Genomic DNA, 22,170 nt, shown 5'->3' on the forward strand with positions numbered 1-22,170 from the left:
GTAGAGAAATGGGCAAGCGAAGAAAACCAATCCAGTTCAACGATAAGCGGCTTTACTACTCCATTCAGGAGGTAGCCGATCATTTTGCTGTAAACGTCTCGCTTTTAAGGTTCTGGGAAAAAGAATTTGAGAACATCAACCCGAAAAAAACGGCCGGAGGAACGCGTCAGTATACCCGGGAAGACATTCAACAGGTGGAGATTGTATATCATTTGGTAAAGGAGAAAGGATTGACGCTGGAAGGCGCACGCCAGTCGTTGAAGTCGAAAAAGGACGATGAGGTAAAGCGTGTGGAAGCGTTGGAAAAACTCAAGGAAATAAAGAGGGAACTGCTCTCGCTGGAAGAAGCGTTTGACCGGCTTCACGAGCAGCAAAAATACAGCAAAACGGAAATAGAATGAGGGTAAAGAAAGTACTTTTTATTGCGACATTACTCTTTTCCTCTTTTGGCCTACCAGCGCAAACCGTTAAAGCAGGGGCCGAATTGACCGGAGCATATCTCCCGCTCATCCGGGGGAAACGGGTGGCGGTGATGACCAACCAGACCGGAAGGGTAGGAGACGAACACCTGGTGGATCTGCTTATCCGAAATAAAGTTGACCTGGTCGGAATTTTCTCCCCCGAACACGGGTTTCGCGGGATGGCCGATGCGGGGGAGCACGTGGCAAGTTCGGTGGATGAGAAGACAGGGGTTCCCGTATGGTCGCTATACGGTAGTGGAGGAGGTAAGCCGTCTACCGGAAAAATGAAAGGGTTCGATGTACTTCTTTTCGACCTCCAGGATGTCGGATTACGGTTTTATACCTACTACGCCAGTATGGCCCGTTTAATGGAAGCCTGTGCTGAGCACGACAAGAAAATGATCGTGCTCGACCGCCCCAACCCAAATGGGTTTTATGTGGATGGGCCGCTTTTGGATATGAAACACAAGTCGGGTGTAGGGTGGTTGCCCATCCCCGTGGTTCACGGAATGACACTGGGCGAACTGGCCCTGATGATAAACGGCGAAAAATGGCTGCCGCAAGGCCGGATCTGCGATGTGACGGTTATCCCGTGTGAAAATTATACACATCAAACAAAATACGAATTACCCATAGCCCCTTCTCCCAACCTGCCGAACATGCGGTCTGTTTATCTTTATCCCTCGACCTGCCTTTTTGAAGGTACGGTTATGAGCTTGGGCCGCGGGACCTCTTTTCCATTTCAGGCCTACGGACATCCGAACTTCGAGGGCTCCGGTTTTTCCTTTACACCCCGCAGCGTTCCGGGAGCTAAAAACCCGCCGTTACTCGACAAAAAATGTTACGGTGTTGACCTCCGGAATGTTTCGCAGGAATACATTTGGGAAAACCGCTTCGATCTTTCCTACGTGATCGATGCCTATAAAAACCTGAAAATGGGCGATGAATTTTTTACTGACTTCTTTGAAAAATTAGTGGGAGTGGATTACATACGTCAAGAAATTATTGCCGGAAAATCTGCTCAGGAAATAAAAGAGAAATGGTTTTGTGACGTACTGAGGTTTAAGCAGCAACGGCGCCCTTATCTGTTATACGATGAATGATGGGTTTTTTGAGGATTTAGGTAGAAATTGGCTTTAGCTCTGAAAACCCTGTCCCGAGATCTCAAATTCTAAATTGTTTTTGTACTTTTGTAAATAAAAGATAATTTATGGTTGATAAACTTTCAGACCCGATTGGCAGGTTGATGGGATTACGTTACAAATCTCATCCGTGGCACGGCATTTCTATCGGTGATCATGCTCCCGAAGAGGTGACGGCATTTATTGAGGTGGTTCCTACCGATACGGTAAAATACGAAATAGATAAAATAAGCGGATACCTACGGGTGGATCGTCCACAAAAATTTTCAAATGTAGTTCCCGCTCTGTACGGATTTATTCCGCAAACCTATTGTGGAAAACGAGTTGGCGACTTCTGCAATAAAAAAACCGGAAGGACAGACATCTTGGGTGATGGAGACCCTATGGATATTTGCGTGTTAACGGAAAAAGACCTCTCGCACGGTGACTTGTTGGTAAATGCTATCCCTATCGGAGGTTTTCGGATGATCGACGGTAATCAGGCAGACGATAAGATAATCGCCATCCTGAAGAACGATACCGTTTATGGACATTACGACAATATCGATGATGTTCCTAAAATTGTTATTCAACGCCTGGAACACTATTTCCTTACTTACAAGGATATGCCTGGCGAAGACCGCAACACCGAGATCACCCATGTTTATGGACACGATGAGGCCCTTGAAGTTATCCGCTACGCTGTTCAGGACTATAACGAGCGGTTCGAAAATATAGGACTGATTTTGTCTTGATCTACCGCATTTTGCGCTTTCTATTAACTCCCGTCTTTCTGTGGGAGTACTGTTCTTCCGATTACCGGGATGCTTAGGAATACCATGAATCATGCTAAACGGGCTCTTTGCCGGTATTCAGCCTGACAGATAGCCCGGGAAGAGGTGTCTGAACGACCTTGTATTGCTATACCAAGTGAGAAATGAACGTAACTTTTTAAAACTTATTCTATGAAATCATTAACAACTTTTAATTTATTGTTAGTTATTGTGTTGGGATGCTTCTGGGGCTCGTGCAGTGAAAGAAAACAGGACTCCGGAATTGCTGTTCCTCAAAACGATGTTTCTTCCTACCTGGGACAATGGACTTTCGATTTCGGTCAGCGATCCGTGGGGTGGCTGCAGGTGAGGCAGGAAGTAGGTTATTTGGATGCGGACCTGATGTGGGGTGGTGGAGGTGTTTTTTATGGGTTGCCTTATGTTTATGTTGCAGGAGGGAACCTGTACTTGGGAAGAAATTCCCGGAACACAGTTCTGACCAGGGATGGTGGCGGCCAACCGCTGTTATCGAGAAGCTATCCTGCCTGGATTGAGCTGACAAGGGAAGGGGACAGTATTTCGGGCTACTATTTAAGCCCGAAGGTTGATGGAACCGGACTTGATTCGATTTACATAAGAGGAGCTAAATTACCCGAGATGCAGCCTGCACCGGACCTGAGCAAGTTGAGTTTCGGAGAACCTGTACGGTTAATCAGGAACAACGGCGACCTAACCGGATGGAGGCTGATAGAAGAAGACCTGAAGAACGGCTGGACAATGAATGACGGTGTGCTTACGAATAATCCGGTTCAAACAGAAGGAGAGGAACATATCCGTTACGGAAATCTCCGTACGGAGGATGTGTATGAGGATTTTAACCTTAAGCTTGAGGTTAATGCCCCTCGGGGAAGCAACAGCGGGGTATACCTCCGCGGGATGTACGAGGTGCAGGTGGCAGACTCCTACGATAGGCCTCTCGACTGGGGCGGCAGTATGGGTGCTATATTTACCAGAATCACTCCTACGGTTAAGGCTGAAAAACCGGCCGGAGAATGGCAGGATCTAGACATTACGCTATACAAGCGTCACATTACCGTTAAATTAAACGGAGTAACCATTATCGAAAATCAACCCGTGTATGGGGCAACCGGCGGGGCTATCCAATCGGATATTACCGCTCCGGGCCCGATCTATCTTCAGGGAGATCATACAGCTATTTCTTACAGGAACATAGTGTTGACTCCCATAATCAATTGATCGTTAATAAATATCTTTTGTCATGAAATCAGAAAACTCAAAAAGAATCAGTCGGAGAGAGTTTATTGGAACCTCTGCCTTGGCCATTGGCGGACTGACCCTTGTTCCGGCTCATGCTGTCGCCGGACTGGGGCATGTGGCCCCGAGCGATAAGCTGAACGTTGCTGGAATTGGAATTGGTGGAATGGGAAGTGGCGACCTGGAGGATGTAGCCAAAACAGAAAATATTGTGGCACTCTGCGACGTTGATTGGAGCAGTCAGGTGGAAAATGTATTTAAACTCTACCCGAAAGCCCAAAGATACAAGGACTATCGTGTAATGCTGGACCGGGAAAAGGATATCGACGCAGTTATCGTTGCCACACCCGACCACACACACGCTGTTATCAGCATGGAAGCCATCAGGAGGGGTAAGCACGTTTACACGGAGAAGCCCTTGACACATACGGTGTATGAGGCAAGAATGCTGACGGAGGCAGCTCGCAAGCATAACGTGGCTACTCAGATGGGAAATCAGGGACAAGCCGGTGACGGCCCGCGAAGATTGCAGGAGATGATTCACGATGGAGCCATCGGGGCTATTGAGGAGGTCCATGTGTGGACCGATCGGCCCAACCGGGGATTATCCGATACATACTGGCCGCAAGGAGTAAAACGCCCGGAAGATATGCCTCCGGTACCTGAAACCCTTGACTGGGATTTGTTTACAGGACCGGCGCCGTTACGTCCGTATCATCCTTCTTATCATCCTTTCAGGTGGCGCGGATGGCTAGATTACGGCACTGGAGCGCTTGGGGATATCGGCTGTCACTCCTTCGATTCGATATTCAGGATACTGAAGCTGAAATACCCCATAAGCATTCAAGGCACTTCCACACTGGTTAACGGAGACTCTTTCCCGCTAGGATCCATGGTTACTTATGATTTTCCCGCTCGGGGAGATATGCCTCCGCTACGCCTGAGCTGGTACGACGGAGGATTACGCCCTCCCCGCCTGGCCGAAATAGTGCCCGGTGTCGAAATGGGAGCGGGAGGGGTGCTCTATGTAGGCACTAAAGGAGTGATACTGGGTGACCGCCTCTTGCCTCAGTCATTGGATGATACCTACAAAAGACCGGAGCCGTATCTTAAATCTTCGCCCGGTCATCGTCAGGAGTGGATCCTTGCGTGTAAAGGGGGTGATCCTGCCGGATCGAATTTTGACTGGGCAGGGCCGCTGACCGAAACCGTGTTGCTGGGAAATATCGCATTAAGGCCTGAATTGAGAGAGAAGATGAGCTATCAGAGCCTGAATTTCGATCCAGAAACACTTTCGTTCCCCAACATGCCGGAGGCAGATCAGTTCCTGCATTATGAATACAGGAGCGGGTGGACACTCTGAACGTTGTTATGGCCTTCAATTTTCTGTATTTAACACCGGTTTGCGCCGGTGTTTTGTTCCTTGTTCGAAGGCAAATGCCATTTCAATAAGGGTTGGCTCACTCCACGCTTTGCCATAAAAAGTGATATTGACGGGTAGTCCGGAGACGAAACCCATGGGCAGGCTGATTGCCGGATATCCGGCAATGGCAGCAGCCGAGCTTGAAGAGATACCGAAATTATCGCCATTCACCCAATCGGTTTTCCATGCTGGAGAACCGGTGGGTGCGATTATCGCGTCCAGCCTGTGAGTGTCCATTATTTTGTCGATCCCGTTATCCCGTGCACCTTTCAGCATGTCTCGTACTATTTTTCTGTATTCGTCAGAATCGACCGGCCCTTTTTCCTGCGCCAGTTCAATTAATTTGTGATCGAACCATTCCATTTCGGTGCTGTCGGCGGATTGTAATTTAATCAGTTCCTCCACACTCCTTACCGCGGCGTTCTCTCCCAAAGTGGCAAAATACTTGTTTAGTCCGTCCTTAAACTCGTAGAGCATGACCTCAAATTCCATGTTTTCGATTTCGGGAGCGATAATGTTTTGTATTTCGATGACTTCTGCTCCGCTGTTTTTAATGAATTCAACGGCTTCCATCATCACGTTGTCGACATGATGATTCCTGCCGGCCAGTGTTTTATCGTATCCAACCCGCTTCCCTTTCAATCCGTCAGTATTCAGAAAAGGAGAATAGTCGGCAAGGCTTTTTCCTTCTGAGCCGCTTGTTTTAGAGTCTTTTGGGTCAACTCCCGTCATTATGCCCAGGCAAATGGCCGCGTCACGCACGGTTCGCGCCATCGGCCCGGGAGTATCCTGCGTGAAGGAAATGGGAATAATACCCGACCGGCTGACTAGACCCACTGTGGGCTTGATACCTACAATACCGTTGTTATTCGCAGGGCAGACAATGGAGCCGTCCGTTTCCGTACCAATAGCAATAACGGTGAGGTTGGCAGAAACGGCTACTCCCGATCCGGAGCTTGAGCCGCAGGGATTCCGGGTAAGGTCGTACGGGTTTTTTGTTTGCCCACCCAGCGCACTCCACCCGCTGGAAGAATAGCTGCTGTGGAAGTTTGCCCACTCGCTCAGGTTGGTTTTCCCGATAATAACTGCTCCCGCCTCGCGCAGTTTCCTCGTGACCCAGGCATCCTGCAATGGGAAAGAGTTTTTCATAATGACCGAGCCTGCAGTGTTGGGCATCTTATCGTGCGTATCGATATTATCTTTCAGCAATACCGGAATGCCGTGCATTGCCCCGCGGTTTTTTCCTTGCCTTAACTCTTCATCGAGGCTTGCAGCGATTTCCAGTGCATCGGGATTGACCCTGATTACCGCATTCAACGCCGGTCCGTTCTTGTCAATGGCTTCAATCCGGTCGAGGTACGCTTGCGTAATTCCCACGATGGTAAATTTTCCGGTCTTGTATCCTTGCTGAAGATCGGCAATGGTTATTTCTTCCAAATCAATTTTTAGATCCTTTTCTGCCAGACTGTTACAGCCCATCAGCCCCATCAGCAGAAAACTAAAAAATACGTTTTTCAAGCCGGAACGAAGTGTTTTCATAACGGATTCCCTTTCTTTTTTCAAAGGTAGTTTGTTTACGCATAATGAACAAACCCGTAGGATGTATGTTTTTATTGTTGCTGTAAACAATTTTAATCGCCGGGGTATGAGGGAAGAGTGAGCATCCTCTGCAAAGAATGTTTTTCTTATATGCCGGAGTTGTATTATGCCTGAAGAAGTAACAACACAAAGAAAGATTTTTGGATTTTCTTCCAATGTATTTTACGCGGGGATAGTCAGTTTTTTAACGGATACATCCACGAAAATGGTCTATTCCGTCGTACCGATGTTTTTAATGTCCATCGGCGTGTCCAAAACAAGCCTTTCGCTGATCGAAGGAGTGGCGGAGAGCACGGCTTCCCTGTTGAAAGCGTTTTCAGGATACTGGAGCGATAAGATAGGTAGAAACAAGCCTTTCATGGTAATCGGCTATGGATTGTCTTCACTCATCTTGCCGCTTTACGCTACCGTTGTCACCCCATTGCAGATGTTGCTTTTTCGGTTTGCCGAGCGTGTAGGAAAAGGAATTCGATCTGCTCCGCGGGATAGCCTTGTAGCGGGGTCGACAGAAAAAAACGAAACGGGGAAAAGTTTTGGTTTACACAAAGCCATGGACAACAGTGGAGCGATTCTTGGGCCTTTGCTGGCTTTTTTACTTCTTTCCCTTAAGCCCGACAGCTACCGGTTTATTTTTTTACTTGCAGCCTTACCGGGATTCTTGGGCATGGTGGTACTGATTTTAGGAATCAAAGAAGCGGGAAAAAAGAAAGAGAGCTTGATACAAAGATTTAAGTTCAGGGACTTTCCTAAACGTTTTTATCTGTTCCTTGCTATAATTTTTATTTTCACGTTGGGAAATTCCACCGATGCACTTCTCATGGTAAAAGCCAATGAGGTGGGTGTTAAAGTTACCTTCATCCCGTTGGTCTACCTGATTTCAAGTGTTGTGTCAGTGGTACTGGCCATTCCGTTCGGTGCACTATCGGATAGAATCGGCCGAGAAAAACTGCTTGTCGCGGGTTTTCTGATTTATGCCGGGGTCTATTTTGGATTTGGATTTACCCGAAACATAGACACCATTGTTATCCTGTTTGCTCTTTATGGAGTTTATTCGGCTTCAACCGACGGAGTGCAGAAAGCACTTATTTCGGACCTGACAGCTAAAAATAAAAAAGGCACAGGACTGGGAATATACCATGCTTTGATCGGAATAACGTTGTTGCCGGCAAGCCTGATTGCAGGAACACTATACGACAAAATCAACTCGAGCATACCGTTTTATTTTGGATCGGCCACCGCTGTTTTGTCTGCCTTGTTGATGATGGTATTTGTGATCACAGGGCCAAAGAAACGGGAAGGGCAGGAACTTTGTCCTCTTCCCGCTTCATAAAGACTCCTTTTATTTTTGGTAATCGTAAAAACCGGTTCCGGTTTTTCTTCCCAGTAGGTTGGCGCGGACCATTTTGCGCAACAACGGATGCGGGCGGTATTTGTCGTCGCCAAACTCGTGGTGTAACACCTCCAGGATAGCCAGACAAACATCCAACCCGATTAAATCGGCCAGTGCCAGCGGGCCGATGGGGTGGCCGGCACCCAGCTTCATGGCCTCATCGATCTCTTCTTTCGAGGCAACACCTTCGGCCAGTGCACCGATGCCCTCGTTTATCATGGGTATAAGCAGCCGGTTTACCAAAAATCCGGGCGCTTCATTTACAGTTACGGGCACTTTACCGATGTTTTTTGCGATGCCCGATACACTGTCGAAAACGCTGTCTGCCGTGAGCTGTCCCCGGATCACTTCCACGAGCTTGAGCACCGGAACGGGATTGAAGAAGTGCATGCCGATCACTTTTTCTGGGCGTCTGGTACATGCAGCAATCTCGGTGATGGAAAGCGATGATGAGTTGGTCGCCAGGATGGTGCCGGGCGGACAGGTTTCATCCAATTCCCGGAATACCTTCTTTTTCAGTTCTATATTTTCGGCAATGGCCTCTACGATCAGGCCGCAATCGTTAAAGTCTTCGTACGACAATGTGGTGGCGATGCGGGCGAGAATCTGCTGTTTGTCAGCTTCGTTGAGTTTCTCTTTCGCTACCAGCCGCGACAAACTGTTGTCGATGTTTTCCACTGCTTTCTGCAGCAGTTCGTCCGACAGGTCTTTCATGACCACGGGATATCCTCCCTGTGCAAACGTCTGTGCAATTCCGTTGCCCATCGTTCCGGTACCTATAACTCCTATTTTCATGTGTTCGTATGTAGCTAATTTACATTCTCGTTTAAGCTTATTTCCCTCTAAATTCCGTTTTCTGTTTCTTTAAGAACGCGCTCATCCCGTTTTTCTGGTCTTCGGTTTCAAAGCATTGGGCAAAGAGCTCCGTTTCAAGCTCGATCCCTTCGGAAACGGGAAGATCCCAGCCGTTGTTGATAGCCACTTTCGATTTTTGGACGGCCAATGGTGCTTGTCCGGCTATGGTAGAGGCTAGGGAACGGACTTCTTCCATCAGTGCTTCCGGTGCCACAACCCGGTTTACCAACCCGATCGCCGATGCCTCTTCTGCGGTTACTGCCTTTCCGGTAAAGATAAGTTCCTTGGCTTTTGCCAACCCCACAAGCCTTGCTAGACGCAGCGTTCCAGAAAATCCGGGTGTGATGCCCAGTCCTACCTCAGGCTGCCCGAACGTAGCTTTTTCCGATGCAATGCGGATATCACACGCCAGTGCCAGTTCACAACCTCCACCTAGGGCAAAGCCGTTTACAGCGGCAATGACGGGTTGAGGACAAGCCTCTATCTTCCTGAAAACCGATGAGCCCTTTTTCCCAAAGGCCTTTGCTTCTTCGTAATTTATGCCGGACATTTCCTGAATGTTGGCTCCTGCAACAAACGCACGGCCGGCTCCAGTGAGAATAATCACGCGGATTTCCTTGTCGTTCGCCAGCTTGTCAAAAACGGTATCCAGTTCCTGCAGCATCTGTCCGTTGATGGCGTTTAACGTTTTCGGTTCGTTAATGATTACCGTAGCCAGGTGGTTATCCCGTTGAACAATTATTTTCTTTTCTTCCATACTTAGAAACTGTTTTGAATTTTATATTTCATTTTTATTAGGTATTTTCTCGCTATGGCAAAGTCCAAACAAGTTTGGCTTTTCTCATTAGCTTAGCGAAAATGTTCTATTTATTTCTACTTTCTTCATGCTGTTTTTGCTCTTTTTCGCGTCCAAAACCATCCAAAAATAGGCATAAAACAGGACATGAAAAAACAGTTTCTCAATACTTCTTAATTATGATCGCCGTTCCCATTCCTCCGCCTATGCAGAGCGATGCCAGGCCGTATGTTTTGTCATACATTTTCAGTGCGTGAACCAGCGAAACCAGGATGCGGTTGCCCGACGCGCCGATAGGGTGTCCCAAGGCAATCGCACCACCGTGGATATTGCATCGTTCGTTTATCCACTCGCGTGAGACGCCGTGCTTATCGCACAACCTCTCTATTACACCGATGGATTGGGCTGCGAAAGCTTCATTCAGCTCAATAATTTCCATCTCGGAAAGTTTCATGCCTGCACGGTGTAATGCCTTGTTGATAGCAGGAACAGGCCCCAGGCCCATTACTTCTGGGGCGACGCCGCTTTCGCCGGCGGCTATGATCTCGGCCAGAGGTTTCAATCCGTACTGGGCTACGGCTTCTTCACCGGCCAGCATTACGAAAGATGCCCCGTCATTAATTCCCGATGCGTTTCCGGCCGTTACCGTTCCCTCTTTTTTAAAAGCTGGCCGCAGTGCCGCCAGCTTTTCGGGTGTGCTTGTCCGGTTCGGGAATTCATCTTTGTCGAACACGGTAGTTTCTTTTCGCGTAACAATCTCCACAGGGACAATCTCCTCTTTAAACTTATCATTATCCACGGCGGCAATGGCTTTCTGCTGTGAATGGTAGGCAAAGGCATCCTGTGCCTCACGGGAAATACCGAATTTTTCAGCAACATTTTCTGCAGTAATTCCCATGTGATAATTGTTGAAAACATCGGTAAGCCCATCGTTCACCATGTGATCGACAGCCTGGATACTGCCCATTTTAATGCCGTTGCGCACCGATGAAGGCAGGATAAATCCGGCATCCGACATATTTTCAACTCCTCCCGCAATGATTACCGATGCTGTGCCACTTCGGATTTCCGAGACGGCATTCATCACCGCTTTCATTCCGCTACCGCACACCATGTTGACACTATAGGCTGGGACTTCGGCGGGAATGCCTGCGTACATGGCACACTGACGGGCCACACCCTGTCCTTGTCCGGCAGATAAGACGTTTCCGACAATGACGGAATCGATTTTTGAACTTTCCATACCGGTTTCTTCCAGCATGGCTTTGATGACAATAGCACCCAACTGTCCCGGTTTAATGGCGGACAGGCTACCCATAAACTTCCCTATAGGGGTGCGTTTGGCGGATACGATAAAGATTTTTTCCATATTTTTTATTTTATAGGTCACGCATTAATTTCAGGTTTTCACTGAAGAGCAACGTGGCTTCAGTTGCTGCTTGCACGTCTTCTGCGGTATATTCGGGATGGATCTCGGTAACGAGCAGGCCGTTTCCGGTAACCTCGATCACGCACATCTCCGTGACAATCATATCTACCTGCCCTTTTGCAGTGAGGGGAAGCGTACATAGCTTCATGATTTTGGGATTTCCTTTTGCCGTGTGTTCCATCGCCAAAATCACCTTGCGGGTCCCGGTCAACAGATCCATAGCTCCACCCATACCGGGAACCATCTTGCCGGGGATGTTCCAGTTGGCCAGGTTGCCTTCTTCATCTACCTGTAACGCGCCCAGCACACTCACGTCGACATGCCCTCCACGAATGATGGCAAACGATGTGGCGCTGTCAAAGCATGCCGCTCCCGGTTCGGGCAAAACGGGAGCTCCTCCTGCATTGGTGAAATGCGGGTCTTCCTCCCCCGGGGCAGGAGTCCTCCCCATGCCGATCATCCCGTTTTCCGATTGTAGCACCACGTGCACTCCGGGCTTCAAATAATTGGGGACCCACGTGGGTATTCCAATTCCCAGGTTAACCACGTCATTGTCTTTCAATTCGAGCGCAACGCGACGGGCGATAACTTCCCTGATTTGGTTTTTGTCCATAGCTACAATTGGTTTTTATTCATTCTCCTATCCATTTCCTGTGCAATAAACGACGCCACGTCATCGGCATACGTATTCATCCCGAATCCGGCATCGTAACCGAGCTCTTTGGCCAGCTCGTGTGAAATGCGGGGCCCTCCGGCACAAAGGATGATCTTTTCGCGTAATCCTTCGGCTTCGAGCATTTCCACCAGCTCGACCATATTCTTTATGTGTACGTCTTTCTGAGTAACGGTCTGGGATACCAACAGCGCATCTGCATTCTTTTCGATACCTTTGGCAATAAGTTCTTCGTTAAGCACCTGGCTTCCCATATTCACGGCTTCGAACATGCCGTATCTTTCCAGGCCGAATCTTCCGGCAAACCCTTTCATGTTCATGATGGCATCGATACCGACGGTATGTGCATCGCTTCCGGTACTTGCTCCGACCACCACTATTTTCCTGCCTATATGCTCCCGGATAAACGTATCGGTTTGAGAAATATCCCATTTCACGGAGGATACTTTGGGTACGTGGACCTGCGTGTAATCGATGCTCCCGGTATAGCTCCCGTAACAGTTGAAAAACGTAAATCCTTCTTTCAATTCTTGATAATAAACAACTTGAGGGTTGTCGAATCCCATTTTTCGCAACAATTGCCGGGCGGCTTCAACAGCTTCGTCTCCGGCAGGAACGGGCAGGGTGAAGCTCAGCTGTGTCTTGCCGTCGTTCATCGTGTCGCCGTAAGGTTTTATCCGGGTCAGGTCCAACGTCTGGTCGAAATCGCAGGGGCGGGTCTTGTACAGTCCTTCGCTCATAATTTATCGGGTTTGGGGTTCATTAAGTCAATAAACGGATTGTAATATTGCGTTCCTTTCACCGATACGCCGTCCAATCCTTTTCCACCGTTCTTGGCACGTTTTATATTGCCAAAAATACCTTTTTCCAGTGCATTGAAGAGCCCTCCCTCCTGAAGTTCCTCGAGCAATGCGATGGTATTGTCCAACACCTCCCTGGCTCTTTTTTGGATGATTCCGCCCGCTTTAAACTCCACTTCATCGCCAAGGTTACGCATATTGTTGAAGATGTATCGGGCATTTTCTATGGATAGGTAGCGGTCGCTCATGAAGGGTGTGTGAACGGCTTCGGTGGGCATCCCCAGCAGCTGAATTCCTTGCGATGTCCAAACGCCGATCATATTGAAAAGCGCGTCCTGCAGGTGCCCCTTGAAGATGTTCCCCGTCATGAATTTTGTGGGCGGCATGTATTTCAGTGGCGCCTTGGGGAATATTTCGCGGGTCAACTGTGCTTGTGCGAGTTCGAAAAGGAACCCGTTCTCGAGATCGGGATCCATTTCAAAAGCGTGCCCCAGCCCCATTTGCTCTTCGGGAAGGCCGGCAAGCAGGGCCAGCTGTTCATTAATCAGGTCTGATGCCAGCACGGTATGCGCCTCTTCCACGGCATCGGCAGTGGTGAGGTAGTTGTCTTCTCCGGTGTTGATGATGACACCTGCAAACCCGTTGATGACACGCGACATAAACTGGTCGACCATCGTACGCTGCATGTTGATGTCGCGGAAAAGGATGCCGTAAAGCGCGTCGTTAAGCATTACGTCCAGTCCTTCCAGGGCTCCCATCGCGGCAATTTCGGGCATACACAATCCGGAACAATAGTTGCACAAACGGATGTATCTTCCGATCTCTTCACCCACGTTGTCAAGCGCACGGCGCATGATGCGGAAATTTTCCTGCGTGGCGTACGTTCCGCCGAACCCTTCGGTGGTAGCACCATAAGGCACATAATCGAGCAGGCTTTGCCCCGTGGTGCGAATAACGGCGATAATGTCTGCCCCCTGCCTTGCGGCGGCTTCGGCTTGCACCACATCTTCGTAGATGTTGCCGGTTGCCACTATCACATAAAGGTACGGACGGCTTCCTTCGCCGATGGTCTCGAGGTAACGTTCCCTTTTTTTCCGTCTCTCCGCTATTTGACGGATGCTTGTATCGACAAACGGTTGCAATGCACGGGCGATCTCTTCTTTTGAGCGAAACGGAAAAGCCGTGATATCCAAGCTCTCCGAAGCCACCCGTTCAGCAATTTGCTGCGGCGGTAGCCCCGTTTCGATAACCGCGTTGGCCAAAAAGAAAAGAACACCCTGCTCCAATACATTCTTTCTTTTCAGATCGTCTACCAGCACGTTCGGATACGGTACCCCGGCATCGTCGATATCGTCTATTCCCACTAAACGGCAGAGTGTCCGCTCAACGGCCACCGTGGTGTAATTGTCGGCAAAAGAATGCACGTCGGCAGCAATACTGCCGGCAATTTCGCGTGCGTATTTTACCTTCTTGAAATCTATCCCCAGTTTACTTCTGACCATACCTATTCAATATATTTTTTTATCCGTTCTAAAATAGTTTCATTCACACCAATTATCTCCGCAATTTTCAATGCTTCGTGCGGCACTTCCTTTTCCGCGGTTTCTTCCAGTGAATAGTCGATGAAAGAGTTGATGTTGGCGACGGTTATTTTTTCGTTGTTTCTGTTTTCTGTAAATCCTTTCACGCGCAGTTTCCGGCAGGGTATACCGATGCTGTAGTGTGTGGTGATAAGCGATTGCACGTTGTGTTGAATGAAGAAGTCGAGTATCCCGCACATGATGGCCTTGCCTTCTTCCGGATTGGTGGTACGGGCCAGTTCATCGATAAGCACAAGTTGCTTAACCTGTTGGTTCGTGTTGTCGATAGCGGTGTTCAGGCGAAGCATTTCGGCAGCAAAAGAAGAGAGCCCTCTCCCTTCGTCCTCACTGTCGCCCACGCTGATAACAATTTGTTCAACGGGCACAACGGTTGCCGATTGGGCAGCAACGTAAAACCCAAACTGCATCATTGTTTGTGCCAGGGCCACGCTTTTCAGCAGAACGCTCTTGCCCGACATGTTGGCTCCGGTAATCACGGTGGGTTGCATCGGGACAGTGATATCCACCGGCTGAAAATCCTTGTGTTGCCCCCGCAACAAGTTCCGGATTTCAGGATGGAACAGTGCAGTGTATGCGGTTCTCTGGTCGTCGACGGTTGGCCTGCATAGTCCTGATTCTTTTACCTGAAGGGCTTTGGCAAACACAACATCAAGCCGGGCAATTTTGTGCAAGGCTTTCGACAAGGCTGGAGCGTGCGGAAAAAGCTGTTGTACAAGGTCTTTTCGGATCTTATCCTCTAGCAGTTGCGCCTGTAAACGAACCGGCTCTGTTTCCTGTTCGTCACACTCTTGCCCCGACATCCTGCTTAATTGAGTACGCAGCGCTGCCAGGGCCGGTGAATAACGGTCGTACACGTAAAAGTGAGGAATTCGTTTTTTTTCCGGGTCGAGGATATCGATAATTTTTTCGAGAACAGGGATAGCTGCAAAAGAAATTTTCAATTGTCCGGCAAGTTCGCGCACGGATTCTGCAAGCAGGGCGAAATGTTTTATTTCGAACAGTTCAATATCGGTCAATGTGTTTTTGGTTGAAAGGAGTTTTACGGTCCCTGAAATGTCGCGTAACTGCGTCAGCCTGGAAAAGAGCACCGACAGTAGTCTCTCGTTCTCCGTTGTGTTGACGATGTTGAAAGCCGTTTCAGTTTCATCCAGAGCGGTTTCAATATCGTTTTGGTTTGTCAGGAACGGTAAAGAAAAGAGTTCTTTTCTTCCGGCGGGAGAAAGAATGTTCAGCGAGTTTAGGATATAACCGAATCCGCTGATTTGCTGTATGGCTTGTCTTATGGTCAAAATTCTTGGTTGCTGTCCGTTGGATGAATTATTCTTTTCACATCATATACCGGCACATTCAGTGCTTTGTTCATTTCCCGTTGAAGCGAGTCGGGATCGAGCCAAAAGCCGCTGGACGATAATGGATTTACCGTCACGGCAATGAGCTTGCTTCGTACGACACTCTTCATCGAATTTCCACTTTTCAGGAATGCGTTGAATTCTTTTTGCGAGACAAATAATTTTGTGAAATCGCTCACCATCAGTTCAACATTCCTGTTCTGTAACCGCAGTATTGAAAGCAGCTTATCGCTTACGGCTCCCGGTACGTATATTCGCGTACCAAACCGGAAAATATCCTTTTCCCTTTTATCGAGAAGGAATACCGAGGGTATTTCCAAATCGCGCACACGGCTATCGGCGTCTATCGCCCACATACCGCCTTTTAACGGTTGCAGTTCCCGAACAAGTTTCCCCTCAACGCACGGCAATTCGATCAGCTGCTGCACAAAGCGCGTTTCGCGCACCAACTGCGGGATGTTTGCCGAAAGTGACGCTCCCGTGGAAAGAATCATTGCCTCGGTAACAACAGGTGAGGCAAGACTCAGGCGCGACAGTGCACCGTCCACGATTGTGGTTTGAACACCAAAACGGGCCATTCCATCGATAAGCTTCTTCATTCCGGCGGTGTCTGGCGGTCCGGAAAGGACAACTTTTCCCGGTAATTTGACACGTGCCGTTATCAATCTGCCTAATGCCGTTCGTACGTCGCCAACCTCCAAAATCTCCGATACAATTCTCCGTTCGGAATAGTGTTTCTCGGAGGTCACAAAAATCATTCCCTCGAACAGTGTTATTTCCGGCTTGGGTGTTAGCGTAACGCTGTCGGTGCGTTCTCCGTCTACACCGATCGAGGTCACTGCCACTTGCACGTTCTTCCTCTTCAGGCGATTTAGGACGTAGTTCAACGTTTCGGTTTTTCCCGTGTTTTTTTCGAGTCCTACGATCGAAACGCTGCGGTGGGATAATATGTCGTCGATAAAGGGCACTTCAGTGTCCGTTCCGTTTAAACCTGTTCAAGTCTTTGGGCTCCAGCGATAATTGCCGTCCCGAAAGTAACGCTGCCACACCTTCTTTTTTCTGTTTGGCGCATTCGGGGCAATGGCAATCTTCCTTGTAGTCTTCCGGTTCGGTGTACGCACTGATAACACCTTCGTAGTTGCGCACAATGACACGGTTGGGCGATTGCGAAATCATGTATGTGGGCATCACGGGGACCTTCCCTCCTCCGCCGGGTGCATCCACCACAAAGGTGGGTACGAGGTAACCGGAAGTATGCCCCCGCAGGTTTTCAATGATTTCAATGCCTTTTGAAATCGGCGTGCGGAAGTGGCCGATTCCTTTTGACTGGTCGCAAATATAGATGTAATATGGCCGTACACGAATGCGCCCCAGGCCGTGTACGAGTTCACGCATGACGTAAGTACAGTCGTTGATGCCGCGCAGCAGTACGGTTTGGTTACCGAGGGGTACCCCGGCAGCAGAAAGCTTGTTGCAGGCTTCGGTGGCTTCAGGCGTGATTTCGTTGGGGTGGTTGAAATGTGTGTTGAGCCATATGGGATGGTATTTTTTTATCATCTCGCAGAGCTCATCCGTGATACGTTGCGGCATGACCACAGGCACGCGGGTTCCGAAACGAATGATTTCGACATGCGGAATGTCGCGCAAGCGCCTGAGGATATATTCTATCCTGTCGTCGCTCATCAATAGCGCGTCACCGCCAGAAAGGAGTACGTCGCGGATTTCCGGGGTCCTGGCAATGTAGTTGATGCAATTATCGATACGTTCGATGGGCGCGCCGGCATCCTTTTGCCCGGCAAATCGGCGGCGGGTGCAATGGCGGCAGTACATGGCACACATATCGGTGATGAGAAAAAGTACACGGTCGGGATACCGATGCGTGAGTCCGGGCACGGGAGAGTCGCCGTCTTCATGCAGGGGGTCGTCGAGGTCGCCACGGGAGATGTGCAGCTCATTAATAGTAGGAATCGCCTGCTTGCGGATGGGGCAATGCGGATCTTCCCTGTTTATCAAACTCAGGTAATAAGGCGTGATGGCCATCCGCAGTGTTTTTAGCGATTCGCGTACCCCTTCCTCTTCTTCCCGTGTCAGGCGGATATGTTGTTTCAGGGCTTCAAGTGATTCAATGCGGTTCTTCACTTGCCATTTCCAATCGTTCCATTGTTCGTCGGGAACGTGAGAAAAAAATTGGCGGATTGAAGTGCTCATGTTATTTATGATTTGCGTTATGCTTTGAGCGTTGGGCAAAGAGTAAAGAGTGGAGTATCCTTCACCCTTTGCTCCTAGTTCTGCTAATTAGGCGTATAATTCCGTAAAGATATTCCGCAGTTTTTCCGACTCCCGGAGAAGTTGAAGCGTGATTTCGGCGTGTCCGCGGGTGTAACCGTTGCCCACGATCATGGTCACGTCACTGCCCACACCTTCGGCTCCGAGAGCCGCTTTCGTGAAACTGGTTGCCATAGAGAAGAAATAAACCACACCCGTATCTTTGGTGATAAGGATACTGGTCATTTCGGTATCGGAGATATTTACGTTGTTGATGGTGACGTCGGCAAGTTGCCCGCTGGTGAGCGCTTCTATTTTTTCCAGAACGGCCACCGGTTGCGTGGCATCGGCCGGAAAGACGTGATCGCAAAAGCCGAGTGTGGTAAGCCGGTCGGTACTCTTTTGCGAATGGGTTATCCCTATAACTTTTCCAGTAATGCCGGCCCTTTTTTTGGCCTCGTAGCAGCAGAGCATTCCCGATTTTCCGCCGGCGCCGATAATCACCACCGTGTCTCCCGGTTTCACCAATTTGGCGGTTTGTGCAGGCGCCCCCGCAACGTCTAACGCCGAGAGGGCCAGCTTCTCGGGCAAGTCTGCAGGTATCCGGGCGTAGATTCCACTCTCGAAGAGGATGGCTTTCCCGTCGATATCTACCTGGTCCACTTCGTCGCGGATCTCCTTGATGTTGTCAATACGCAGCGGGGTAAGCGAGAGGGAAACCAGGGTGGCAATCTTGTCTCCAATTTTTAGGTCGGTCTTTCCGACGAGCGCATCCCCGATTCTTTCGACCGTTCCTAGCAACATCCCTCCCGAACCCGTCCACGGATTGCGGTGTTTACCCTGTGTGGCAACGATTTCGAACATGATTTCCTTTATCTTCTCGTGGTCGCCTCCGGCACGCGCCGAGATATCGGTAAACGATGCCGAGTCGATGTTGAGGGTCTGTACGTCGATGAGGATTTCGTTGTCGTAAATCTCATCCATGTTGTTGTCGATTTTGTTTGCCGGTTGCGGCAACACGCCTTTCGGCTCAATGACGCGGTGTGTGCCGTACTTGTTTCCTTTTTTCATGTGGTTATATTTGTTTTTAGGTTTGGGCCAGGAAGCAATCCTGTTGATTCTATTCGTGGTAATTTATTCCTGTTTACTCATAATGGGTTTAATCCCAGAATAGCTCGTGCTTCCGCCGGCGTGGCGATCTCCCGGTTCAGGAGTTTTGCCATTTGAACCACTTTATTTACGAGTTCACCGTTGGATTTTGCCAATACGCTGCGAGACAGGTATAGGTTGTCTTCGAATCCCACGCGTACGTGTCCTCCCATGGCGATGGCGTGTGCGGCAAGGATAAATTCGCTCCGCCCTATTCCGGTGGCAGTCCACGTTGATCCGGCCGGAATCCGGTTCACCATCCATACCAGGTTCTCGACGGTTGCCGCGGCACATCCGGGAACACCGAGAACAAAGTTGAACTGCATGGGCGGGCCGGGGACATATCCTTTGGCTGCTAGGTGAAGTGCGGTCTCCAGGTGTCCCATTTCAAAACATTCATACTCGGGTTTAATGTTGTTTTCAATCATCCTTTTTCCGAAGTCGCGCATCATGGGAAGAGTATTTTCGAATACTTCGTCCCCGAAATTGCAGGTGCCGCAATCGAGTGTGGCCATTTCCGGGAACAGTTCGGTGGGTTGAAGGCGCTCTTCTGCCGTCATTCCTACCGCCCCGCCGGTGGAAGGAAGCAAGATGACATCGGGACGTGCAGCCTTTATAGCTTCCATGCAAACACGAAAACGCTCTTTGCTTTGCGTGGGCGTGCCGTCGTCTTCGCGCACATGTACGTGAACGATGGCTGCGCCGGCATCGTAAGCCGATACCGCTTCGCGCACAAGTTCTTCTACGGTATAGGGTACAGCAGGGTTGTGTTCCTTGGTTACTTCCGCCCCGCAAATGGCAGCTGTGATGATAAGCTTTTCCATAAGTAATTATGCATCATGAATTATTTTTCCGCTGACAGTTTTTGGGCACCACGCAGGTTCCGCTGGCACGGCATACGAGGAGGGGCTCTTCGAGAACGTCGGCAGCCGATGGAGAGATGTCGGGACGGGGTTTAATGACTTTTTTAGCCTCAAACGACATCTTGCGTGAGGAATTTCCCCGATGCGTTATTTCGCCCGTAGCTTCAATATAATCTCCTGCGTAGACCGGAGCTAGAAACTCCACGTTGTCGTATGCGACGAAAAGGCCTTCGTCGCCGTCGTTGGCAATAAGTAACTCCGTGGCCACGTCGCCGAAAAGCTGCAGCATTTTTGCCCCGTCAACCAGGTTACCTCCGTAGTGTGCATCGTGAGCACTCATCCGCACTCTGATAAGAGATTTTTTCATCGATATTTTTTTTAATGTTGAATAATAAAATCCACGAATATATGGGGCGTATGAACCGCTTCCGGGCTTAAGGAGCCGGTGGGGACAATTTCATCCGCTTCTGCGATTACCGTTTCTGCAGCCATCGCCATAAGCGGATTAAAGTTTTTCATTGTGCCTTTATAGATGAGGTTTCCCCACTCATCGCTTATGCTTGCCCTTATAATGGCCACATCGGCCTTAATGGGTTTTTCGAGCAGATAATCCTTGCCTTCCACCCGGATGACTTCTTTCCCTTCTTCAATCACGGTTCCCAGTCCAACGGGTGTAAGGACTCCGCCCAATCCCGCCCCGCCGCAACGGATTCGCTCCGCAAGGGTTCCCTGCGGACTGAACTCGATATCCATTTCTCCGCTGTTCATTTTTTTCCCCGAGTCGGGGTTGGTGCCGATATGAGAAACAATCAGTTTTTTTACCCGGTGATTGGATACGAGTTTACCACACCCTTTGTCGGGATACCCTGAATCGTTTACGATAAGGGTAAGGTCTTTCACGCCGGTGCGTACCAGTTCGTCAATAAGGGTATCGGGAGCCCCGTGTCCTAAGAATCCCCCCACCATAACAGTCATTCCGTCTTTTATTTTGGTTGCAGCAGCGCGGTATGATATTAATTTCTTCATGGGTTATATATTGTTACTCTGTTTGCTTATAAACGGCAACATGTTGTGTCTTGCTTACATTTTGTCGTAATATGACTAGATATTGGCAAATAAGGCAATACAAAAGTAACAAAATATTTCTGACACACCTCTTTTTTTTAAAGAAAAAAGAGGTGAGGTCGTCCCTGTAAATAGCTGACAAATAGCTGTATGTGCTGTCTTTGTGGTAAGTAGAATGCGGATTTTCTTACACTTTATTGCGACACGCAAAGAAGTTGTGTCAATTTTTATCGGTAGAGGCTTCTTCCTGATAAATTAGACAAACGAATTTTCGAAATTCAGGAGTTTTTCCAGGAAAAAATTTCTTTCCTTCTCGGTGATGAACGATGCCAGGAAGGAGTTTTTGGCTAACGTATAAATGTCGTTTCTCGACAATTGGAGTGCTTCTGCCGTTTGCAGGTAGTTGTCGTTAATGTATCCTCCGAAATAGGAAGGGTCATCGGAATTGAGGGTGACGAGGATTCCTTTCTCGAGGAAGGACCTGACCGGAACATTTTTCAGGTCTTCCACTACCCTTAGTTTGAGGTTTGATAATGGGCATACGGTCAGGGGGATTTCCCGTTCACGCAGTTCTTCCATTAAATCAGGATCATCCACAGAGCTGACCCCGTGATCGATCCGTTCTGCCTCCAGCAGGTCGATGGCCTCCCAGACGTATTCTGCAGGACCTTCTTCTCCGGCATGGGCAACCACAAAAAAGCCTTCCTCGCGTACCCGGTTGAAAACATGGAAAAACTTTCCCGGCGGATGTCCGTTCTCCGAAGAATCGAGCCCTACGGCAATGATTTTTTCTTTATGCAACAAGGCGGATTCCAGGGTCTCTTCGGCGGATTTTTCGCTTAAATGGCGCAGGAAACACATGATCAGTTTCGTTGAAATCCCCCATTCGGTTTTGGCGTCACCCATTGCCCGGGTAATTCCGTTGATAACCGTTGCAAAGCTTACGCCGCGGGTGGTATGCGTTTGCGGATCGAAAAAGATTTCGGTATGGACGACATTGTCGGCATGTGCCTTCCGCAAGTAGCTTGCGGTAAGGTCGTAAAAATCCTGTTCGTACAAAAGTACGCTGGCTGCTCCGTAGTAGATATCCAGAAAATCTTGCAGGTTATTGAAATTGTATGCTTTACGCAACTCTTCCACGGAGTTGTACTTTAGGGGGACATTATTCCTTTGAGCGATTTCGAAAATCAGCTCAGGTTCGAACGTACCTTCGATATGTACGTGCAGTTCTGCCTTGGGAATTAACTCAATGTATCTTTTTAGATTTTCGTCCATACTCTTTG

21 protein-coding genes are annotated in these 22,170 nt (G+C 49.0%); 6 read left to right on the plus strand and 15 right to left on the minus strand.

Features of this window, described 5'->3' with window-relative positions; genetic code table 11:
• Window positions 1–8: 8 nt before the first annotated feature.
• From KCV26_05665 to KCV26_05685, 5 genes are all read left to right on the plus strand, one after another.
• A complete protein-coding gene (locus KCV26_05665) occupies window positions 9–401 on the plus strand; it encodes a MerR family transcriptional regulator (GenBank protein ID WZX37864.1) in 393 nt (130 codons plus the stop codon).
• Window positions 398–1,564 carry a DUF1343 domain-containing protein gene (locus tag KCV26_05670; GenBank protein ID WZX37865.1) on the plus strand — a complete coding sequence of 389 codons (1,167 nt, stop codon included), beginning with the start codon at window positions 398–400 and terminating at the stop codon, window positions 1,562–1,564. Before KCV26_05665 ends, KCV26_05670 begins: the two co-directional genes overlap by 4 nt.
• Window positions 1,565–1,671: 107 nt before the next feature.
• Window positions 1,672–2,337, plus strand: a complete 666-nt coding sequence (locus KCV26_05675) for an inorganic pyrophosphatase (protein WZX37866.1) — start codon at window positions 1,672–1,674, stop codon at window positions 2,335–2,337.
• Between the two features lie 210 nt (window positions 2,338–2,547).
• Window positions 2,548–3,612 (plus strand): DUF1080 domain-containing protein, encoded by a 1,065-nt coding sequence (locus KCV26_05680; GenBank protein ID WZX37867.1) that lies wholly within the window; start codon window positions 2,548–2,550, stop codon window positions 3,610–3,612.
• Between the two features lie 22 nt (window positions 3,613–3,634).
• A complete protein-coding gene (locus KCV26_05685; GenBank protein WZX37868.1) occupies window positions 3,635–4,993 on the plus strand; it encodes a Gfo/Idh/MocA family oxidoreductase in 1,359 nt (452 codons plus the stop codon).
• A 15-nt stretch (window positions 4,994–5,008) separates the two neighbouring features.
• Here the strand turns inward: KCV26_05685 and KCV26_05690 are convergent, their stop codons facing one another.
• On the minus strand, window positions 5,009–6,592 hold the full coding sequence (locus KCV26_05690; GenBank protein WZX37869.1) for an amidase: 1,584 nt from the start codon (window positions 6,590–6,592) through the stop codon (window positions 5,009–5,011).
• A gap of 166 nt (window positions 6,593–6,758) precedes the next feature.
• On the opposite strand from KCV26_05690, the gene KCV26_05695 reads away from it, so the two are divergent.
• The gene (locus KCV26_05695; GenBank protein WZX37870.1) at window positions 6,759–7,982 is read left to right on the plus strand and encodes an MFS transporter; all 1,224 of its coding nucleotides are present in this window, start codon (window positions 6,759–6,761) and stop codon (window positions 7,980–7,982) included.
• 9 nt (window positions 7,983–7,991) lie between these two features.
• Here the strand turns inward: KCV26_05695 and KCV26_05700 are convergent, their stop codons facing one another.
• From KCV26_05700 to KCV26_05765, 14 genes are all read right to left on the minus strand, one after another.
• On the minus strand, window positions 7,992–8,837 hold the full coding sequence (locus tag KCV26_05700) for a 3-hydroxybutyryl-CoA dehydrogenase (GenBank protein WZX37871.1): 846 nt from the start codon (window positions 8,835–8,837) through the stop codon (window positions 7,992–7,994).
• Window positions 8,838–8,874: 37 nt separating this feature from the next.
• Entirely contained in the window at window positions 8,875–9,654 is a 780-nt protein-coding gene (locus KCV26_05705; protein WZX37872.1) for an enoyl-CoA hydratase/isomerase family protein, read from the minus strand.
• Window positions 9,655–9,856: 202 nt separating this feature from the next.
• Window positions 9,857–11,062 carry an acetyl-CoA C-acetyltransferase gene (locus KCV26_05710; GenBank protein ID WZX37873.1) on the minus strand — a complete coding sequence of 402 codons (1,206 nt, stop codon included), beginning with the start codon at window positions 11,060–11,062 and terminating at the stop codon, window positions 9,857–9,859.
• Window positions 11,063–11,072: 10 nt separating this feature from the next.
• Window positions 11,073–11,735, minus strand: a complete 663-nt coding sequence (locus KCV26_05715) for a 3-oxoacid CoA-transferase subunit B (GenBank protein ID WZX37874.1) — start codon at window positions 11,733–11,735, stop codon at window positions 11,073–11,075.
• Between the two features lie 2 nt (window positions 11,736–11,737).
• Window positions 11,738–12,535 (minus strand): cobalamin-dependent protein, encoded by a 798-nt coding sequence (locus KCV26_05720; GenBank protein WZX37875.1) that lies wholly within the window; start codon window positions 12,533–12,535, stop codon window positions 11,738–11,740.
• Window positions 12,532–14,097, minus strand: coding sequence for a lysine 5,6-aminomutase subunit alpha (locus KCV26_05725; GenBank protein ID WZX37876.1), 1,566 nt, complete (start codon window positions 14,095–14,097; stop codon window positions 12,532–12,534). Before KCV26_05725 ends, KCV26_05720 begins: the two co-directional genes overlap by 4 nt.
• 2 nt (window positions 14,098–14,099) lie before the next feature.
• Window positions 14,100–15,485, minus strand: coding sequence for a DNA mismatch repair protein MutS (locus KCV26_05730; GenBank protein WZX37877.1), 1,386 nt, complete (start codon window positions 15,483–15,485; stop codon window positions 14,100–14,102).
• Entirely contained in the window at window positions 15,482–16,513 is a 1,032-nt protein-coding gene (locus tag KCV26_05735; protein WZX37878.1) for a hypothetical protein, read from the minus strand. The genes KCV26_05730 and KCV26_05735 overlap by 4 nt, the downstream gene beginning before the upstream one ends.
• Window position 16,514: 1 nt before the next feature.
• Entirely contained in the window at window positions 16,515–17,753 is a 1,239-nt protein-coding gene (gene ablA / locus KCV26_05740) for a lysine 2,3-aminomutase (GenBank protein ID WZX37879.1), read from the minus strand.
• A gap of 87 nt (window positions 17,754–17,840) precedes the next feature.
• Window positions 17,841–18,881, minus strand: a complete 1,041-nt coding sequence (locus tag KCV26_05745) for an L-erythro-3,5-diaminohexanoate dehydrogenase (GenBank protein ID WZX37880.1) — start codon at window positions 18,879–18,881, stop codon at window positions 17,841–17,843.
• Window positions 18,882–18,958: 77 nt separating this feature from the next.
• The gene (locus KCV26_05750) at window positions 18,959–19,783 is read right to left on the minus strand and encodes a 3-keto-5-aminohexanoate cleavage protein (protein WZX37881.1); all 825 of its coding nucleotides are present in this window, start codon (window positions 19,781–19,783) and stop codon (window positions 18,959–18,961) included.
• A 13-nt stretch (window positions 19,784–19,796) separates the two neighbouring features.
• Entirely contained in the window at window positions 19,797–20,189 is a 393-nt protein-coding gene (locus KCV26_05755) for a 3-aminobutyryl-CoA ammonia lyase (GenBank protein WZX37882.1), read from the minus strand.
• Window positions 20,190–20,200: 11 nt separating this feature from the next.
• Window positions 20,201–20,848, minus strand: a complete 648-nt coding sequence (locus tag KCV26_05760; protein ID WZX37883.1) for a CoA transferase subunit A — start codon at window positions 20,846–20,848, stop codon at window positions 20,201–20,203.
• A 294-nt stretch (window positions 20,849–21,142) separates the two neighbouring features.
• A complete protein-coding gene (locus tag KCV26_05765; GenBank protein WZX37884.1) occupies window positions 21,143–22,162 on the minus strand; it encodes an adenosine deaminase in 1,020 nt (339 codons plus the stop codon).
• Window positions 22,163–22,170 lie beyond the last annotated feature (8 nt).

Source organism: Petrimonas sulfuriphila, from assembly GCA_038561985.1.
Taxonomy (GTDB): domain Bacteria; phylum Bacteroidota; class Bacteroidia; order Bacteroidales; family Dysgonomonadaceae; genus Petrimonas; species Petrimonas sulfuriphila.

What these genes read in the sequence shown, in the direction of transcription:
- KCV26_05680 (WZX37867.1), top strand. Translation starts at nt 2,548, where the DNA reads ATGAAATCATTAACAACTTTTAATTTATTGTTAGTTATTGTGTTGGGA.
- KCV26_05705 (WZX37872.1), bottom strand. Translation starts at nt 9,654, where the DNA reads ATGGAAGAAAAGAAAATAATTGTTCAACGGGATAACCACCTGGCTACG.
- KCV26_05750 (WZX37881.1), bottom strand. Translation starts at nt 19,783, where the DNA reads ATGGAAAAGCTTATCATCACAGCTGCCATTTGCGGGGCGGAAGTAACC.
- KCV26_05710 (WZX37873.1), bottom strand. Translation starts at nt 11,062, where the DNA reads ATGGAAAAAATCTTTATCGTATCCGCCAAACGCACCCCTATAGGGAAG.
- KCV26_05665 (WZX37864.1), top strand. Translation starts at nt 9, where the DNA reads ATGGGCAAGCGAAGAAAACCAATCCAGTTCAACGATAAGCGGCTTTAC.
- KCV26_05690 (WZX37869.1), bottom strand. Translation starts at nt 6,592, where the DNA reads ATGAAAACACTTCGTTCCGGCTTGAAAAACGTATTTTTTAGTTTTCTG.
- KCV26_05685 (WZX37868.1), top strand. Translation starts at nt 3,635, where the DNA reads ATGAAATCAGAAAACTCAAAAAGAATCAGTCGGAGAGAGTTTATTGGA.
- KCV26_05765 (WZX37884.1), bottom strand. Translation starts at nt 22,162, where the DNA reads ATGGACGAAAATCTAAAAAGATACATTGAGTTAATTCCCAAGGCAGAA.
- KCV26_05725 (WZX37876.1), bottom strand. Translation starts at nt 14,097, where the DNA reads ATGGTCAGAAGTAAACTGGGGATAGATTTCAAGAAGGTAAAATACGCA.
- KCV26_05755 (WZX37882.1), bottom strand. Translation starts at nt 20,189, where the DNA reads ATGAAAAAATCTCTTATCAGAGTGCGGATGAGTGCTCACGATGCACAC.
- KCV26_05760 (WZX37883.1), bottom strand. Translation starts at nt 20,848, where the DNA reads ATGAAGAAATTAATATCATACCGCGCTGCTGCAACCAAAATAAAAGAC.
- KCV26_05720 (WZX37875.1), bottom strand. Translation starts at nt 12,535, where the DNA reads ATGAGCGAAGGACTGTACAAGACCCGCCCCTGCGATTTCGACCAGACG.
- KCV26_05675 (WZX37866.1), top strand. Translation starts at nt 1,672, where the DNA reads ATGGTTGATAAACTTTCAGACCCGATTGGCAGGTTGATGGGATTACGT.
- ablA (WZX37879.1), bottom strand. Translation starts at nt 17,753, where the DNA reads ATGAGCACTTCAATCCGCCAATTTTTTTCTCACGTTCCCGACGAACAA.
- KCV26_05700 (WZX37871.1), bottom strand. Translation starts at nt 8,837, where the DNA reads ATGAAAATAGGAGTTATAGGTACCGGAACGATGGGCAACGGAATTGCA.
- KCV26_05670 (WZX37865.1), top strand. Translation starts at nt 398, where the DNA reads ATGAGGGTAAAGAAAGTACTTTTTATTGCGACATTACTCTTTTCCTCT.
- KCV26_05745 (WZX37880.1), bottom strand. Translation starts at nt 18,881, where the DNA reads ATGAAAAAAGGAAACAAGTACGGCACACACCGCGTCATTGAGCCGAAA.
- KCV26_05715 (WZX37874.1), bottom strand. Translation starts at nt 11,735, where the DNA reads ATGGACAAAAACCAAATCAGGGAAGTTATCGCCCGTCGCGTTGCGCTC.
- KCV26_05695 (WZX37870.1), top strand. Translation starts at nt 6,759, where the DNA reads ATGCCTGAAGAAGTAACAACACAAAGAAAGATTTTTGGATTTTCTTCC.